Here is a 16,530-nt window from a genome sequence, read left to right as displayed (position 1 = left end):
GTTTTTTTGTGTTTTATATGCATTGGGCTAATTTTGTTATATGAGAAAAATTTTAGCATATCCTTTATCGGTCATATACTACCTTGTGTTTGGAGCGACTTTAGTGTTTTTTCATCCAATACAATGGTTTTGCTACAATGTTTTTGGGTATGAGGCTTTAAAAAAAGCTGTAGATGCATTGCAACTTTGTATAATGCGTTGCTTGTTAATTTTAGGCACTCGTGTGAGTTGGGATAATCCATATGAGATATCTATAGATAAACCCTTGATTATTGTGGCTAATCATCAAAGTATGTATGACATTTCTCCAATAATGTGGTATTTACGTAAACATCATGTCAAATTTGTTTCAAAGCAAGAATTAGCTAAAGGAATTCCAAGTGTATCCTACAACCTACGTCATGGAGGATCTGTTTTAATTGACCGCAAAAACCCTAAGCAAGCGTTGCCAGCAATGATGAAGTTTGGAGAATACCTAGAAAACACAAAACGAGCAGGTGTTATCTTTCCTGAAGGCACGCGAAGTAAAAATGGTTTACCTAGACCTTTTAAAACGAAAGGGTTGGAAATACTCATGAAAAAAACACCGTCAGCATTAATTGTACCAATAACCGTTAATAATTCTTGGAAAACATTGCGATATGGAACTTTTCCTATGGGAATAGGAAATCATATAAAATTTACCGTTCATAAGCCTTTAGAAATGGCTATATTTACAGATAAACAAGCTTTGTTAGCTACTGTAGAAAAAACAATTACAGACGCTATTATCGTTAATTAACCATTAAAGAGCATTGATATGTCGTTAAAAAACATACGATTAGAAGTAATGAAACATCTAGAAAAAGATGTGGATCAACTTATTGATAAGTACTTAATTCCTATAGAGAAAATTTGGCAACCAACAGATTTTTTGCCGGATTCTCAAAGTGAAAATTTTCATGAACAGGTCAAAGAAATTAGAGAGCTTTCTAAAGAATTACCATATGATTTTTGGGTAGTTTTAGTGGGAGATATGATTACAGAAGAAGCATTACCGTCTTACGAATCTTGGCTCATGGATGTAGAAGGCGTTGATCAAGTAGGTAGAAATAGTTGGGGAAAATGGGTGAGACACTGGACAGGTGAAGAGAATCGTCATGGTGATGTCCTCAATAAATATCTATATCTATCTGGTCGTGTTAATATGAGAGAAATAGAAAAAACGACGCAATACTTAATTGCCGATGGTTTTGATATTGGTACAGATCGTGATCCTTATAAAAACTTTGTTTATACAAGTTTCCAAGAATTAGCAACTTATATTTCTCATAATCGTGTGGCTAAAATAGCAAAACAAAAAGGCAATAAACAACTCGCAAAAATGTGTAAAATTATCTCTGGTGATGAGATGAGACATCATCATGCATACTCAGAGTTTGTAGAACGTATTTTTGAAGTCGATCCAAGTCAAATGATGATGGCTTTTCACTATATGATGAAGCAAAAAATAGCTATGCCAGCACATTTCCTTAGAGAATCTGGTAATAAAATTGGCACTGCTTTTGAAGAGTTTTCTAATACCGCACAACGTATAGGTGTTTATACGTCTAAAGATTATGTTGATATTCTTCAAAAATTAATTGACCGTTGGGATATTGGTAATATTAAAGATCTTAATGATGAAGCCGAAAAAGCAAGAGACTATTTAATGAAATTACCACCAAGAATGCTACGTTTGGCAGACCGTATGAAGATACCAGAAAACTCATTTCAATTTAAATGGGTAGAGCCTGCAACTTTAAAATAAGCCGTAATAAAATAGAATTAATTCCTTTCAGTTTCTGAAGGGAATTTTTAATTTTAAATCAAAATTAGTGTCATGCAGACTTCCGAAGATATCATAGAAAAAACCAAACTATTTGTACAAAAAGAATTAAAAACAGCCGAAGGTGGTCACGACTGGTTTCATATTTTAAGAGTCTATAATAATGCATTGCTAATAGCTAAAAATGAGGATGTAAATCTTTTTGTAGTTGCATTAGGAGCTTTACTTCATGATATTGCCGATAGTAAATTTCATAATGGTGATGAGACCGTTGGACCAAATGTGGCGCGCAAATTCTTATTTGAAAATAATGTAGATTCTATTGTGATTGAACATGTGGTGAATATTATTAAACACATTTCGTTTAAAGGCGGAAATATCAACCAAGCATTTACGTCATTAGAATTGAGTGTTGTACAAGATGCAGACCGTTTAGATGCTATTGGAGCAATTGGTATTGCTAGAACGTTTAATTATGGAGGTTTTAAAAACCGAAAACTTTTTGATCCGTCTATAAAAGTAAATTTAGATATGACCAAAGAAGCATATAAAGCATCAACAGCACCTACAATTAATCATTTTTACGAAAAATTACTCCTTTTAAAAGATAGAATGAATACAAAAACGGGTCGAAAAATTGCTCAAAAAAGGCATCGATATATGGAGCAATTTTTGGAACAATTTTATGCCGAATGGGAGGGAGAAAAATAAGAAAAGCCTGTTTTTAAACTATTAAAAACAGGCTTTTTTAAACTTAACAAATGAGTTTTAGTTATTTGCTTGGTAGGTGTATGCTACTGAGTAAACACTTACATCATCACCATCTTCACTATCATATTCTGTTCCGGTAATAGAACCAGATGTTGGGTAGTTGTCTGAGTTGTAAACAAAATCTGCAACAACGTCAAATAAGATATTTCCGTCTAAATCTTTGTACGTTATTTTCTTTATATGTTTTGAAGGAAATAATAAGCGTGCTTGAACAATCTCTGGAGCATTTATATCTGCACTAAAATTTAATTCTACATTATCTAAAACAGCAATAGCTCCTGCAGCTTGTAAAGTGTAAAAATAAGGATTTGGCTTGTTGTCATATTCAATTTCAGCTCTGTATTCTGTAGTAATTTCGCTATCAGTTTCCCAATCGTATTCAGTTTCAAAGAATCTTAGATTTTCTGGGTTTCCATCTGAGTTATAATTAATAACCTCACCAGTTTCAAAAGCATCGTATGGAGATTCATATAATTCTTCAACACTTAAATTCTCATTTTGATCTGTAACGTTGCTTAAGTTTCCGTTTTCATAGGTTAAAAGACTAGTGTCTTCGCCGTTTGAAATGCTTGTTACGCGGTTTGCACTATCATAGTTAATAGTAATAGTTGTGTTCTCATTTGAATCTTGAGCCGAAATGACATCAATATTAGTAATATAGCGTGCTACAGCATCTGGGTTGTTGTCATTAAATTCTTCTGATGTAGAATCACTACAATTAGTGAAAAACATTAATGATAAAATAGCAATGGTTAAGATTTTAATTTTCATAATAATTTAGAGTTTTTTGTGAGCTGGTAAAACTAATAAAATTATTTATGTACCATAGAACGTATTTACTCTAAATATCTCAATTAAACTCTAAAACATCATTTGCGTTAATTCTTTACGATATTTTAATGCACTCTTTCCTGTAAATTCTTTAAACAATTTATTAAAGTGAGAGAAGTTGTTAAAACCGCAGTCAAAAGCAACATCAGCAATACTCATTTGACTTTCAGATAATAGTTTGGTGGCATGTACAATTCTATATTCATTAACTAATTTAGTAAAAGTTTTACCTGTAGCCTTTTTGAAATAGCGACAAAAAGCAGGAACAGTCATGCTTACCTTATCTGAAATCTCATCTAATGAGATATGATTTTGAAAGTTATTATTAATGTGTTTGTAAATAATATCAATTTTGGCACTATCCTGTAGTTCGGTTTCAAAAACAAAACCATCAGCATTTAAAATCTCATAATCTTTTACTTCGGCAAGCTTTTTTAATATTTTTAATAGGAGCATGATACGATCAAAACCTTGAACTTCATCTAATTTCTGAATTTTTTTACCCAAACGACGTTTGGTTTCAGGTTTAAACAAAATACCGTTTTTTGAACGCTCAAATAACGCGTTTACATCTGCCATTTCAGGAATATCAAAAAAGTAGGCACCTAAAAACTCAGGTTTAAACTGTACTAAAACTTCAGATCCATGCTGTGTAAGACGATCTGTAAACCCATTATGAGGTAAGTTGGATCCTATAAGTATGAGCTGACTGTTATTAAAGTAAGATAAATGGTTGCCAATATGACGTTTTCCTTGCCCTTTATTAACATAAATTAATTCAATTTCAGGATGAAAATGCCAATATGGTTTATGGTCATTATCATTTGAGGTGCTTTTTTTTACAAAAACAGAACTTCCAAAATTTGGGCTAATTTTTTCTAAAGTAGGTTTTCTTTTTTTCATGATGTACTGTTATATACAAAATTAATATAAAAGAAATTAAAAACCTATATAGAATTAGCACTAAACTATACTATTTTAACATGTTTGTTTTTGTGAAGATAATTTTTTGTTAAAATAGAATATAAATATGCCAAAATTGATGTTTTCTTAGAGCGTAATGCAGCCTATCTTTGTAGTATAAATCATTAAAACCAAGAAGTGATGAAAACAATTAAAACATTATTATTAGTAGCAATCATGTTAACGATGGTAACAGGCTACGCAAACGAAAATGTAATTGATGCACCTTCAAAAGCAATTACTGTACTTAAATTTTCTAATGTAAAGAAAGGACACCAATATACAATTATTGATAATGAAGGCGTAACCCTCTATACCGAAACAATCAAACGAAATGGTACGTTCTTAAAGAAGTTTGACTTTACAGCTCTAGAAGATGGTTCTTATACAGTAGAGTTAAGCAAGGACTTTGAGATTGTTATTACACCTTTTATTATACAGTCTAGAAACGTTGTCTTTTTAGACAGTAAAGAAAAGATAGTATTTAAACCTGTGGTAAGAACAAAAGATAATCAATTATTAATTTCGCTTTTATCAATGGATGTAGAGACGTTAGATATTGAGTTATTTTATAACGGAGTTAGTATCCTTAAGGATGAATTAACAGGAGATCAAGTTTTAAATAAAGTGTATAAATTATCTGATCATGAAAAAGGTGATTATTATTTACATATGACCTCTGGAGATCGCGTTTTTAATAAAAGTTTCAAACTCTTTTAAAGCACATTTTGCCTTAAATTTAAAAAAAGCACTTTCGTAAAGAGAGTGCTTTTTTTTATCATATAAAACTGCTATTATACAGGTATAGAATTTTTATATTTATTTCGTAATTGGGTAATCATTTCCTCGGTCATTTTTTCTAAACTAAAACCATGAGACCAATTCCAGTCTGTTCTTGCAGATGAATCGTCAATAGTTTTAGGCCAGCTATTAGCAATATCCTGTCTAAAATCTGGTTCGTAAGTTATTTTAAACTCTGGGATATGTTTTTGTATCGCTTCGGAAATCTCTTTTGGAGTAAAACTTATAGCTGCCAAATTATAAGAAGATCTTATTTTTATAGCTTCTGAAGGTGCTTGCATTAATTTAATCGTAGCATCGATAGCGTCATCCATAAACATCATTGGTAGCTCTGTATTTTCAGTTAAAAAACTTTCATATTGTTTATCTAGTATGGCTTTATGATAAATTTCTACCGCATAATCTGTGGTGCCTCCTCCAGGCATGGTTTTCCAACTTATAATTCCTGGATATCGCAAACTTCTCACATCTACACCATACTTGTTATGGTAATATTCACACCAACGCTCACCAACTTGCTTTGTAATTCCATACACTGTAGTAGGTTCTGTAACTGTATGTTGAGGTGTGTTTAAAACAGGTGTTGTTGGTCCGAAAACAGCAATGCTCGAAGGCCAAAAAAGTTGTTTAATAATCCCATCTTTAGCTAAATTTAAAACATGAAAGAGCGAATCCATATTTAAATCCCAAGCTTTCATTGGGTATTTTTCTCCTGTTGCACTTAGCATAGCAGCTAAAAGGTAAACGGTATCAATATTGTGTTTTTCAATACACACTTTTACAGATGAGTAATCTTGAGCATCTACTATCTCAAAAAGACCTGAGTTTACAATATGAGTATTGTGATACCCAATATCACTAGCTACAACATTATCAGAGCCATAAAGGTCTCTTAGTTTGTAAGTGAGTTCAGATCCTATTTGACCACCTGCACCAATAACTAAAATTCTAGACATATTATTACGTTTAATTGAATAGTCAAAAATAAAAAGAATAACAGCAGTTTGTTCATATTTTATGAAAATTATAATGTCTTTATTTATTTTGTTAATTCCATTTAAGATGTTTTCACTTTGCTTATATTTACTTCAAATTGTAGAGTTATAATTATGCGTTTATTAGTGTTATGTTGTTTTAGTTTTTTTATTGTAACGACGAGTTGTAAAAGTGATAAAGTTTCCGAAGTTATTGTAGAAACACAAGAGCAAAAAGATGCTAAAACGATATCTAAAATCGATATAGATGGTATTCGTTTTGATGATTATGGTTTAAGTGCAGAGTCTAAAAAAGCAGTAACCGATTGGCAAAAATTTCAAGAATTGAATCACCATACCGAAGCTTTAAAAACAGCAGACCTAACCTTTTTTGTAGAAGACCCTTTAATTGTAAAAACGCTTATGCAAGAACTTAGAGCAGAAATGCCTAAGACATTACAAACCAATGAGATTTTAGCTAGAATTACTGCCTTAAATACAAAATTGCAAAAGTTAAATAGCTTACTAAGAATTTCTAATATTGATAAAACCCAAAAAATTCAGGCTATAAGGGAATACTTTGTGACAATGTCTAACCTTAATTTGCAAATGAATAAGAAATTTGAATTTGAAAAAAACAATGTTTTAAAGCCACAATAGCAATTTTTTAAGCTATGAGTTTCTTAATATTTTGTTAATATGTAACAAAATGGCCTTTCAGACTTCTAACTAATAACTAATTTTAATCAAATAACAATTTAAAAGCACATTATGAAAACCAATATCAAAAGTATTTTGATGGTTTCTGTATTTGGCCTTTTTGCATTTTTAGGATGTAAAGAAGAACCTAAAGAAGAGACTGCAATGGTTGAGAAAATTCCTGGAATTAATCTCGACAACATGGACACTTCGGTGAGTCCAAAAGACGATTTCTATAACTATGTTAATGGAAATTGGGCTAAAACAACACAAATTCCAGACGATGAAACACGTTGGGGAGGATTTGGCGTATTACGTAAAGACACAAGAAAAGATGTTCTAGACATTATGAATACGTCTAAAGAACTCGGTAAATATGAAGAAGGAACCGATCAAAAAAAGGCACTTCTCATTTTTGAAACCGAGTTAGATACTATTGCTAGAGACAAAGCTGGTATTGCACCATTGCAACCTATGTTAGATAAAATTGATGGTATTAAAAACCTCAATGAAATGCAAACTGTTTATGCAACAACAATAGGAGTTGGAGCACCTTTTGTAGGTATTGGTGCTAATGCAGATTTAAATGATAGTAGCATGAATGTAGCTTGGGTTTATCCTGATGGATTAGGATTACAGCGAGATTACTATTTAGATCAAGATGCAAAATCAAAAGAAATTAGAGGTCAATACACAGATCACGTATCTAGAATGTTACAATTCATCAACTATAGTAAAGAAGATGCAGATGCGGCAGCTGTAAAGATTTTAGCCATGGAAACGCAACTTGCAGAGCCTAGATTAGATAAAGTAGCTATGAGAGATGCTCGTAATTATAATAATCCAACCTCATTAGAAGAGTTACAAGATATGGCTCCTGCTATTGATTGGACTAAAATGATTAAAGATTTAGGGATTACTGCAGAGATGGAAACCCTAAACGTGATGCAACCAAAATATATGGCTGCTATGAATGACTTTTTAAAGTCTACGTCAATTGAAGATATTAAAACCCTAATGGATTGGAGTACAATTAATGGTGCTGCAGGTTTTTTAACTACGGAAATAGAAAAAGCAAACTGGGAGTTTTACGGAAAAACTTTAAACGGCTCTAAAAAAATGCGTCCAGCAGATGAACGTGCCCTTGGTACAGTAGATGGAACCGTTGGAGAAGCTATTGGTAAATTATATGTAGATGCTAAGTTTCCACCAGAAGCTAAAGCAAAAGCAGAAAAAATGATTGCTAATGTGATTACTGCGTTTCAAAATAGAATCCAGAAGTTAGAATGGATGACTCCTGAAACAAAAACTAAAGCTGTTGAAAAATTAGATAAATTCACTGTTAAGATTGCATATCCAGATGAGTGGGAAGATTACTCAACAATGATGGTAAAAGAAGGTAATACCTATGCTGAAAATATGATGGCTGTTGGTAAATGGGCTTCAGAGAAAAATTTAGCAGAAATAGGAACTCCTGTAGACAAATCAAAATGGGGAATGCCACCACAAATGGTAAATGCTTATTTTAACCCAATGAATAACGAGATTGTATTTCCTGCAGCCATTTTACAACCGCCTTTTTATAATTGGACAGCAGATGAAGCTGTAAATTATGGTGGAATTGGCGCTGTAATTGGTCACGAGATTTCTCATGCTTTTGATGATAGTGGAGCGCGTTTTGATGGCGACGGAAACTTAAAAAACTGGTGGACAGACAAAGATCTTGAAGAATTCACAAAACGTGGAGATGCATTAGCTGAACAGTATAGCGCTATTGAGGTTTTAGATAGTGTTAACATCAACGGTAAATTTACTTTGGGTGAAAACATTGGAGATCTTGGTGGAGTTCTTGGAGCTTATGACGGTTTACAATTATACTATGAAGAAAACGGAAGACCAGAAAACATTGATGGTTTTACACCAGAGCAACGTTTCTTTATGTCTTGGGCTACCGTTTGGAGAACATTAACAAGAGAAGATGCTTTGAGAACTCAAATTAAAACAGATCCTCACTCTCCAGGAATTCAAAGAGCAACACAACCTCTTAAAAATATAGATGCATTCTATGAAGCGTTTGATATTAAAGAAGGTGATAAAATGTGGCTAGCTCCAGAAGATAGAGTTAGAATTTGGTAATACAAGTCAAAGAAATATAAATGAAAAAGCACCCAATTTGGGTGCTTTTTTTATTACGTAAAAGTTGTTTTTTCATCTTAAAGCACAGGCTATACCTACAGACTACGGAAAAACCGTAACTCAAAACCGGTTTTAAGCTAAATTTTAACAAACGCTTTAATAATATTTCCGTAGAATATGTTCTATATTTGAAAATATTTCTCCCTCGATTAGTAGTTGATTTTTATTAAAAGCAATCCATGTTAATAACACATAAGAACATTATGAAAAACATACTATTTACAATACTATTTATTTTATTCACCTCAACTCTATTACCTCAAACAATAGTAGATATGGCAGGAGAAAGACTAGGCACTCATAGGAAAAATGGTGCATATTACATTAAGGATATTAATAATTATATGCAACCCTATTTAGGTACTTGGAGTTATACAAACGGAAATAATGAGTTTAGAATTACTCTAACTAAAGATATTATGTATCACGACGTTTATCCAGATTACAATATTGATTATTATATAGACGGTTTAAGAATTCAATACCAAAAATACGATAATGGAGTTTTGACTTATACTTCAAATTTTGATGAATATCCTACTGGTATTATAAAACAGTTTGGAAAACTTAATATGTCTTTTACAGACAATGAGAGAAATAATGAAAGTTTTCCTCTTGATTTAATATTAATATCTACAAGTACAGTAAATACATACAACTTAAGATTTAAGCTAGATAAATTTGAGAGAAGAAATACATATTATGAAGAACATCCAGATGAACCTTACTTTAGTGTTCCAAATGATATAATTATGACAAAGTTATAAAGCAAAAACTCCCAAATCAATAGACTTGGGAGTTTTAATATAACTCATAAAGTCCATATATCATATATCATATGTCAAATGATACAGCACCATGTAATTAAATTGCTTTTTCTTATTTTTATTTGTTGTGCTTGTAACACAAGTAAACAAAACATATCAAGTGATAGTTATACAATTATAGAAACTCAAGTTAAGCGTAGTTTTGCTTTATATGAAAAAGAAACTGAACTTAATTTTGATAAGAACAGTTATTTAGATGCTTATATCAATCAAATTGATACAGATAATTTTAAGAAATCTGCGTTAAGAAATAAATTAGGAGATTCTCTTTTCAAAATGATATTTAATAATAATGGGATTAAATATTTAAAAAACATTGAAAATCAAGAAGATATTGATGTTTCTAAATTAAGTTTTAACGATAAAATTAAATTGGTAACAAAAACTAAAGTTGAAAATGAGGATTTATCTTTTCTAAATAATTCTAAAATCATAATTAGTTTATCATTGCCAAGATTTACATCTAACAATAAGTATTGTTTTATTGCTTTTTCCCATGGACAAAAAGGAGCAATGCAAGGAGGCGTAAATCTATATGTTAGAGATAACGAGGATTGGAAGTTTTATAAAACCGTAGATTCTTGGATTGAATAAAATACAAAACTCCCAAATCAAAAGACTTGGGAGTTTTTTATACGTTACATTTCCGAAGAAAATAATAGTGCTCTTTTATTAATTCTTTTTTTCAGGCGTCTTTGTGCCTTCTGTTTTTCTAGCCACAAGCGCATCTTTACTTAATTGAGCTAAATTAAAATTAGCATCTAAAGCAATAGCTTCATCTAGTAACCCAATAGCTTGGTCTAAATTATCAGTTTGGTTCATATTAAAAACAATCAATGCTTTCATGTAGGTTAATGCTCCTTTAAGAGAAACTTCATAAGGTTGTTGAGATTCGTAAAACGCACGTTTCATATCTGGTTTTACGTTTGTTAAACCGTAATCAACACTTGCTTTTGCACCACCTAAATCTTGTAATTGTGTTTTTAAATCGGCAATTTCATAAGCTAAATAAGAATTTGCATTTCTTTTAAATAATTCTTCATAAAAAACAACGGCACGTTTAGGTTGATTCAATGCTTTTAAAGCAATGGCTTTAACCTCTGTGTTAATATCTGAGTCATTAGCGTTTTTATCAATTCCAATCGTGTTTAAAGCTTCTAGGTTTCTACCTTCAGACACATAAATATAGGCTAATGTATCTAAACGTTGTGCATTTGGTTGTAACACATTAAGGTGCGTCATAGCATTGATAACACCTTGCACATCACCTTGACCTTTCATTTCTTTATGGTAGGCTTCAAAGTGTTTAAAGAGTTCAGATTTTGTTTGTGCAGTCGCGTTAAATGTTGCGACGATTGCTAATAGAAAGATAATTTTTTTCATTGTTTTCATTAATTAATTGCGCCAAAACTAAAAAAATAATTGACGTTAGTTCGTTAAATGTCTGCTAATTGTTAAAGTTTTACGTTGAATTCGTAATCCAAAAGTTGTACCAATTTTGAAGAATCAATGATTTTTCCTTTACTCATTGTTGCATTATCAAATTTTGGAATTGGTAGTTCAAGCGCTTTACAAATTGACGTATAATAGTCTTTTTTGGTTGGGTGAGAAGGTGTAGAAGCATTTATAACAGTACCCCAAATATTGTTTTTCACTACGGAAATGATAATACCCACACAATCTTCTCTATGAATTAAGTTTACAGGAGCGTCTCCATTTTTAAGGTTTGTTTTTCCAGAGAGATATTTGGCAGGATGTCTATCGTTAGCAAATAAACCACTAAAACGTAAAATGGTGGTTTTAAAATTGTTGTTGTTGCTAAAAAGTGCTTCGACCGCTAATAATTGCTTTGGGATATTATCGCTTGAAGTTGGAGAGTTCTCAGTAATTATCGGGAAATCTTTACTATCATCATAAACCGAAGTAGAACCAATAAATAATATGTTTTCTACGGAAGAATTTTCTACATAATCGATAACATGTGTCATTTGTTTCACGTAATCATGTTCAGGGTTTTTACGCAAACCAGGCGGAATATTAATAATGAGCGTTTGGCAATCTTTAAGACAATATTTGAGATTACCGCTTACACCTTCCGAAGAAAATTGAATTAAAAACGGATGAATTTGAGCTTCTTCTAGCGTTGATAATTTGTCTTTTGAGGTCGTAGAACCATGAACAATATTGCCAAGTTCTATAAATTTTTTGGCCAACGGTAATCCCAACCAACCGCAACCTATGACACAAATATTAGAATTCAATAATGTAGTTTTTAAGTGTTTTCAAAGTTACAAATTAATGTATTAGTTAATGCGATAGTTAAAGTGTTGGTTTAGTTCGCTAATTTTCAGTAACTTTAAATTCACACTAAAAAATTGATTATGGCAATTAAAAGTTTTCAAGGTGCTAGAAAGCAACAACAGAATACAACCGAAGTTAATGCGTTTAAAGTAAGTGATTTTATGACGCGACAATTAATTACGTTTAAACCTGAGCAATCTGTAGATGAGGTGATAGAATCTTTAATTAAAAATAAAATTTCGGGAGGTCCAGTGGTTAATGCTAGCAATGAATTGGTTGGAGTGATTTCTGAAGGCGATTGCTTAAAGGATATTAGTGAAAGTCGTTACCACAATTTACCAATGGAGAAACATACAGTTGAGACTAGAATGGCAAAAAACGTAGAAACTATTGATGGTAATATGAATGTTTTTGATGCTGCAAATAAGTTTTTAGAATCTAGAATACGACGTTTCCCAATTGTTGAAAACGGAAAATTAGTTGGGCAAATTAGCCAAAAAGATATTTTAAAAGCAGCACTGCAATTAAAAGGACAAAACTGGAAATAATTTAGCCACTAGGCAAACTTCTAGTTACGCCTTCTATGTAACTTGTATAGGCTATTTTGGCAGTATTGTAGCAATAATTTAATTCGCTTTTTGTTAGAAAAAAACTCGTCTCTTTAATAGAATCCTCTGCCCAATGACCACCATTTCTAAAATAGGTGTAAAACCGATTATAGAATACCATTTTTGCGAACTCTTTAAGCACATCCTTAGTTTCATTTTTCTCTTCAATTAAGGTTTTGCAATAACGTATAACGTCAGGATTGTAACGATGAGGTTCTTCTATAACTGTTACAAGCGCTTGAGTACTTAAGTATTGATAATGTTTTTTAAAACGACTCATTTTACGTTATCTTAAACGTTTACGTGCCATAGTTTCGGGCATATCTGTGATTATTAATTTTTGTTCACCTTCACTTTCTAAAGTTGCAATTTTAGAATATGGATACTCTGGTAATGGCTCGCTTAAAGACTTCCATTTGGCAATACCTGCAACGGTTATGCGTTCTCCAATTGCTATAATGCCTTCTTCATACCTTAGCGTTTTATTAAAACCAAAAAAGGTTTCGGGTTCAATATTATAACGTCTTAAAAGGGCTTCAAATTTTGGTGTTGGATCGTTAAAGGTACCAGATGATTGACTTTTATCTTTTACTAAACGGCAAATAAAATTTCTTGGGTGATCACTTGGTTTTATGATCACAAAATCACCATTAGTATCAATAAAAAAATCTTGAAATTTTTCTTCAGTAACAATCGTTTTCCAATGTGAGCTTTTGCCATTACTAACTCTTTTTTGAATTTTTATTTGATAAAACACACATTCTCTACCAGAATATGGCGCTTTTAAAGGTTTTTCAACATGTAATGCTTTACCTATAACTTTAGATAGTTCATTTGTTTTTAAACTAGACGTTGGCTTATGAGGTATTTTAGATAAGGTTCTTATAATAACTTGCTTGCCATTAAAATAATAAGCTAAAAAGGGGATTAGACCAATTACTAAAAAAATAAGAATTATGATTAAAGGCGCTGCCATAGTTGAGGTGGTTACAATATATGAGTCCTAAAATACATCAAAATGTTACAGGTTTAATGTTCTCGTTTTACTAAGGCATAGTAATCACCTTCTAATGGTAAATAGCCTTGGTCATACACAAAATAGTAGATGTTACCTGCTTTTGTAGTGTAAATGCTGGTGAAGTAATTAAAATCAAATCCTTTTTCTACAAGTCGCGCTCTGGAGATTTTTTTCTTTTGATCTGGATTGAGTTCTTCTAGAATACGGTAGTTTTTTCTCAGTCGATTGTTGGTATTTCTAATAAGGTTTTTACTGTCTTTATTAATTTTATTATTATATGCATTTCTACAACCATCGCTACAAAATTTCTTATCAATACGACCTACAATTTTATCACCACATTCAGGACACTGTTTTTGCATAGTCTTCTTTGTTTAGTTTATACCAATTTATAAGTTTGCCTTCTAGTTCAAATTGCTCTGTGTGGTTAAGGCCTATTTTTTTTAAAACAGCATTAGATGCGATGTTTTCTATTTCCGCAGCACCATAAATTGTAGGCAAATTAAGGTTGTTAAAACCATAGTTTAATATAGCAATTGAGGATTCTGTTGCGTAGCCTTTTCCCCAAAATTCTGGAATAAAACGGTAGCCAATATCGTAAAAATCTCGTTTGGTACCAATGGTTTCTTTATCACCTGTATTATATTTTAGACCAGACCAACCTATAAATTGTCCTGATGATTTTTCAATAGCTGCAAATCTAGCAATACCACGTTCTTTATATTGCCTATTAATAAAAGTAATATTATCTCGTGCTTGTGCTTTTGTTGTAATTGGGTTGTTTCCTAAGTATTTATGTACATGTGCATTTGAATCTAATTCAAACATGCCATTAACGTCTAAAGGTGTGATATAGCGTAAGATAAGACGTTTTGTTTCTAAATGAAATTTCATGAGTGTAATATACAAATTTTCCGTTTACAAACGACTACAAATATTTACAAACGAATTTAAATAGGTAACTACCGACTAATATTTGCATCACCTCTCATCTTTGCAGTGTTGAATCAATGAAGGTTCAATAGTATTAACTGTTTAACACATAAAATTTAGAACACATGAACACATTAAGAAACAAAGTACAGTTGATTGGGAGATTAGGACAAGATCCAGAAATTATCAACTTTCAAGACGGAAACAAAATGGCAAAATTTTCTTTGGCTACAGATGATAGCTATAAAGATAAAGAAGGCAACAAAGTAGAGCGTGCGTATTGGCATAATATTGTTGTACGTGGCGGACTTGTAAAGGTTGTAGAAGAGTACATTACTAAAGGTAAAGAGATTGTTATAGAAGGTAAATTAACAAACCGCTCTTGGGATGATAAAGATGGGACCAAACGGTACACAACCGAAATTGTTTGTAATGAATTATTAATGTTAGGGAAATAGAACTATATAAATGTTTCAAACATAAAAAGGCTTCCAAATTTGGAAGCCTTTTTGCTATTAATAATTAGGGTATTTATTCTACCGTCAATGCATATTGAGGTGTAGGATTCAAAGGGCAAAAATATAAGTACTCACCTTTTTGTAAAGCGGTAACTTTAGATTTTTGAGACGTGTTGTTTGCTACAGCTTTAGTAACATAAGCTGTTTTGATGTGATTTTCAGGGTTTGAAGCATCGGTTCCTTTTTTAATTAAAACAAATCCTACATCATGACCAACATTGTTATTGGCAATCTCAAAAATATATGAACCTTCTTTAAGTGTTACTTTTTGTTGTGTAAACTCACCCTTGGTTTGTTCTAGAGATACGGTTGTTACAGCTGCTGTATTCATTTTATCTTGAGCATTTGTTGTTAATGTAAATGCGATAACCATTACGAATATTGAAATTACTTTTTTCATCTTTTTATTGTTTTTTAAAATTATATGTTTTTGATTGTGTTATGCTACGGTTTCTTCTAATGAAGGTGCTATTGGGAAATCTACTGGTACTTTAGTAGTGCTGTGTACATAGTTTGAAATGGTTTTGTCACCAACTAATGAAATGGTATCGATTAAATTTCCTTCTGTATATCCAGCTTCAAAATAGTTGTCTAATACATCTTGGTCTGTATTACCTCTGTTTTCAGTAATGTTTTTTGCAAGTTTTGCTAATGCATCTAACTTATTGTCAAATGATGCTTTACCAGCTCTTAATTCTAAAATTTGAGCATCGTTAAAGCCGTTCATTTTTCCAATTGCTGTATGCGCAGATAAACAGTAAATACAATTATTAACTTGGCTTACTGCTAGGTTTACGACCTCTTTTTCTTTTGCAGATAATGATGTTTTTGCGTTAGCAAAAGTTAAATAGTTTTCTAATGCAGTATCACTATTTGCATAGGTTGCATATAAATTTGGTACAAAACCTAAAGCTTTATTGAGGTTGTCAAATATAGCTTGGTTGTTTTCGCTTACGTTGTCTCTTGTTGGTACATTAAATGTTTTCATGTATATATTTTTAAATGTTTAGTAATTATTTACACTGCAAAGATGCGATGTGTCTTGTGGTTTTAAAAGGGTAGTATTTCCTTTTGAGTTGTCAATTTTTCCCTTTAGTATTTTTACTTCGGAAATATTAATTCACGTGAGGTCTCTCTGCATCACAATAAAAATCGTGAATATGCTTTTGCTCACAATGTGTATTTGGGATTACTCTATCAGCAATTTTTTTCTTACTAGTTCTAAATATTTCAATTAAATTGAATATTGATACGTGTTTTAAATTCATCTTTATAAGTGTTTA

General features: G+C 31.6%; 21 protein-coding genes. 10 read left to right on the top strand and 11 right to left on the bottom strand.

Annotation, left to right across the window (positions count from 1 at the left end; all coding sequences use genetic code 11):
- Positions 1-40 precede the first annotated feature (40 nt).
- The 3 genes from TD29_RS10910 to TD29_RS10900 all read left to right on the top strand — a co-directional run bounded on the left by TD29_RS10910 (position 41) and on the right by TD29_RS10900 (position 2,518).
- Entirely contained in the window at positions 41-781 is a 741-nt protein-coding gene (locus tag TD29_RS10910) for a lysophospholipid acyltransferase family protein (RefSeq protein WP_040280630.1), read from the top strand.
- A gap of 18 nt (positions 782-799) precedes the next feature.
- A complete protein-coding gene (locus TD29_RS10905) occupies positions 800-1,789 on the top strand; it encodes an acyl-ACP desaturase (RefSeq protein WP_040280628.1) in 990 nt (329 codons plus the stop codon).
- A gap of 72 nt (positions 1,790-1,861) precedes the next feature.
- Positions 1,862-2,518: an HD domain-containing protein gene (locus TD29_RS10900; protein WP_040280627.1), complete on the top strand. Its 657-nt coding sequence runs from the start codon at positions 1,862-1,864 to the stop codon at positions 2,516-2,518.
- A gap of 57 nt (positions 2,519-2,575) precedes the next feature.
- On the opposite strand, the gene TD29_RS10895 is transcribed toward TD29_RS10900, so the two are convergent.
- Positions 2,576-3,349 (bottom strand): hypothetical protein, encoded by a 774-nt coding sequence (locus TD29_RS10895; protein WP_040280626.1) that lies wholly within the window; start codon positions 3,347-3,349, stop codon positions 2,576-2,578.
- 90 nt (positions 3,350-3,439) lie between these two features.
- The gene (locus TD29_RS10890) at positions 3,440-4,312 is read right to left on the bottom strand and encodes an AraC family transcriptional regulator (protein ID WP_040280624.1); all 873 of its coding nucleotides are present in this window, start codon (positions 4,310-4,312) and stop codon (positions 3,440-3,442) included.
- Between the two features lie 201 nt (positions 4,313-4,513).
- Between TD29_RS10890 and TD29_RS10885 the strand changes: the two genes are divergently transcribed.
- Positions 4,514-5,092, top strand: coding sequence for a hypothetical protein (locus TD29_RS10885; protein ID WP_040280623.1), 579 nt, complete (start codon positions 4,514-4,516; stop codon positions 5,090-5,092).
- A gap of 74 nt (positions 5,093-5,166) precedes the next feature.
- Here TD29_RS10885 and TD29_RS10880 read toward each other — a convergent pair whose 3' ends face one another.
- On the bottom strand, positions 5,167-6,129 hold the full coding sequence (locus TD29_RS10880; RefSeq protein WP_040280622.1) for an NAD-dependent epimerase/dehydratase family protein: 963 nt from the start codon (positions 6,127-6,129) through the stop codon (positions 5,167-5,169).
- A gap of 153 nt (positions 6,130-6,282) precedes the next feature.
- Here TD29_RS10880 and TD29_RS10875 point away from each other — a divergent pair, with 153 nt between their 5' ends.
- From TD29_RS10875 to TD29_RS10860, 4 genes are all read left to right on the top strand, one after another.
- Positions 6,283-6,807 (top strand): hypothetical protein, encoded by a 525-nt coding sequence (locus tag TD29_RS10875; RefSeq protein ID WP_040280621.1) that lies wholly within the window; start codon positions 6,283-6,285, stop codon positions 6,805-6,807.
- 111 nt (positions 6,808-6,918) lie between these two features.
- On the top strand, positions 6,919-8,982 hold the full coding sequence (locus tag TD29_RS10870; RefSeq protein WP_040280620.1) for a M13 family metallopeptidase: 2,064 nt from the start codon (positions 6,919-6,921) through the stop codon (positions 8,980-8,982).
- A gap of 263 nt (positions 8,983-9,245) precedes the next feature.
- Positions 9,246-9,809, top strand: a complete 564-nt coding sequence (locus TD29_RS10865; RefSeq protein ID WP_152611499.1) for a DUF6705 family protein — start codon at positions 9,246-9,248, stop codon at positions 9,807-9,809.
- Positions 9,810-9,887: 78 nt separating this feature from the next.
- Positions 9,888-10,463 (top strand): hypothetical protein, encoded by a 576-nt coding sequence (locus TD29_RS10860; protein ID WP_040280617.1) that lies wholly within the window; start codon positions 9,888-9,890, stop codon positions 10,461-10,463.
- Between the two features lie 78 nt (positions 10,464-10,541).
- On the opposite strand, the gene TD29_RS10855 is transcribed toward TD29_RS10860, so the two are convergent.
- Positions 10,542-11,252, bottom strand: coding sequence for a tetratricopeptide repeat protein (locus TD29_RS10855; RefSeq protein WP_040280735.1), 711 nt, complete (start codon positions 11,250-11,252; stop codon positions 10,542-10,544).
- 71 nt (positions 11,253-11,323) lie between these two features.
- Positions 11,324-12,130, bottom strand: coding sequence for a Rossmann-fold NAD(P)-binding domain-containing protein (locus TD29_RS10850; RefSeq protein ID WP_040280616.1), 807 nt, complete (start codon positions 12,128-12,130; stop codon positions 11,324-11,326).
- Positions 12,131-12,250: 120 nt separating this feature from the next.
- Here TD29_RS10850 and TD29_RS10845 point away from each other — a divergent pair, with 120 nt between their 5' ends.
- On the top strand, positions 12,251-12,718 hold the full coding sequence (locus TD29_RS10845) for a CBS domain-containing protein (protein ID WP_040280614.1): 468 nt from the start codon (positions 12,251-12,253) through the stop codon (positions 12,716-12,718).
- A gap of 1 nt (position 12,719) precedes the next feature.
- Here the strand turns inward: TD29_RS10845 and TD29_RS10840 are convergent, their stop codons facing one another.
- The 4 genes from TD29_RS10840 to TD29_RS10825 are packed head-to-tail and all read right to left on the bottom strand — an operon-like array spanning position 12,720 to position 14,690.
- Positions 12,720-13,058, bottom strand: a complete 339-nt coding sequence (locus TD29_RS10840) for a hypothetical protein (protein ID WP_040280613.1) — start codon at positions 13,056-13,058, stop codon at positions 12,720-12,722.
- Between the two features lie 6 nt (positions 13,059-13,064).
- A complete protein-coding gene (locus TD29_RS10835) occupies positions 13,065-13,754 on the bottom strand; it encodes a GIDE domain-containing protein (RefSeq protein WP_040280612.1) in 690 nt (229 codons plus the stop codon).
- A 53-nt stretch (positions 13,755-13,807) separates the two neighbouring features.
- Positions 13,808-14,158, bottom strand: a complete 351-nt coding sequence (locus TD29_RS10830; RefSeq protein WP_040280611.1) for a hypothetical protein — start codon at positions 14,156-14,158, stop codon at positions 13,808-13,810.
- Positions 14,139-14,690 (bottom strand): GNAT family N-acetyltransferase, encoded by a 552-nt coding sequence (locus tag TD29_RS10825; RefSeq protein ID WP_040280610.1) that lies wholly within the window; start codon positions 14,688-14,690, stop codon positions 14,139-14,141. The genes TD29_RS10830 and TD29_RS10825 overlap by 20 nt, the downstream gene beginning before the upstream one ends.
- A gap of 164 nt (positions 14,691-14,854) precedes the next feature.
- Between TD29_RS10825 and TD29_RS10820 the strand changes: the two genes are divergently transcribed.
- Positions 14,855-15,187, top strand: a complete 333-nt coding sequence (locus TD29_RS10820) for a single-stranded DNA-binding protein (RefSeq protein ID WP_040280609.1) — start codon at positions 14,855-14,857, stop codon at positions 15,185-15,187.
- A gap of 73 nt (positions 15,188-15,260) precedes the next feature.
- On the opposite strand, the gene TD29_RS10815 is transcribed toward TD29_RS10820, so the two are convergent.
- Both TD29_RS10815 and TD29_RS10810 read right to left on the bottom strand, forming a co-directional pair.
- Positions 15,261-15,647 carry a cupredoxin domain-containing protein gene (locus TD29_RS10815; RefSeq protein WP_040280608.1) on the bottom strand — a complete coding sequence of 129 codons (387 nt, stop codon included), beginning with the start codon at positions 15,645-15,647 and terminating at the stop codon, positions 15,261-15,263.
- Positions 15,648-15,686: 39 nt separating this feature from the next.
- Positions 15,687-16,235 carry a carboxymuconolactone decarboxylase family protein gene (locus TD29_RS10810; protein WP_040280606.1) on the bottom strand — a complete coding sequence of 183 codons (549 nt, stop codon included), beginning with the start codon at positions 16,233-16,235 and terminating at the stop codon, positions 15,687-15,689.
- Positions 16,236-16,530: the final 295 nt, after the last annotated feature.

The sequence above is a fragment of the Psychroserpens damuponensis genome (assembly GCF_000826655.1).
GTDB classification, from domain to species: Bacteria; Bacteroidota; Bacteroidia; order Flavobacteriales; family Flavobacteriaceae; genus Psychroserpens; species Psychroserpens damuponensis.
Note: the sequence above shows the minus strand (reverse complement) of the source record. Positions and strands in the feature narration are given on the sequence as shown.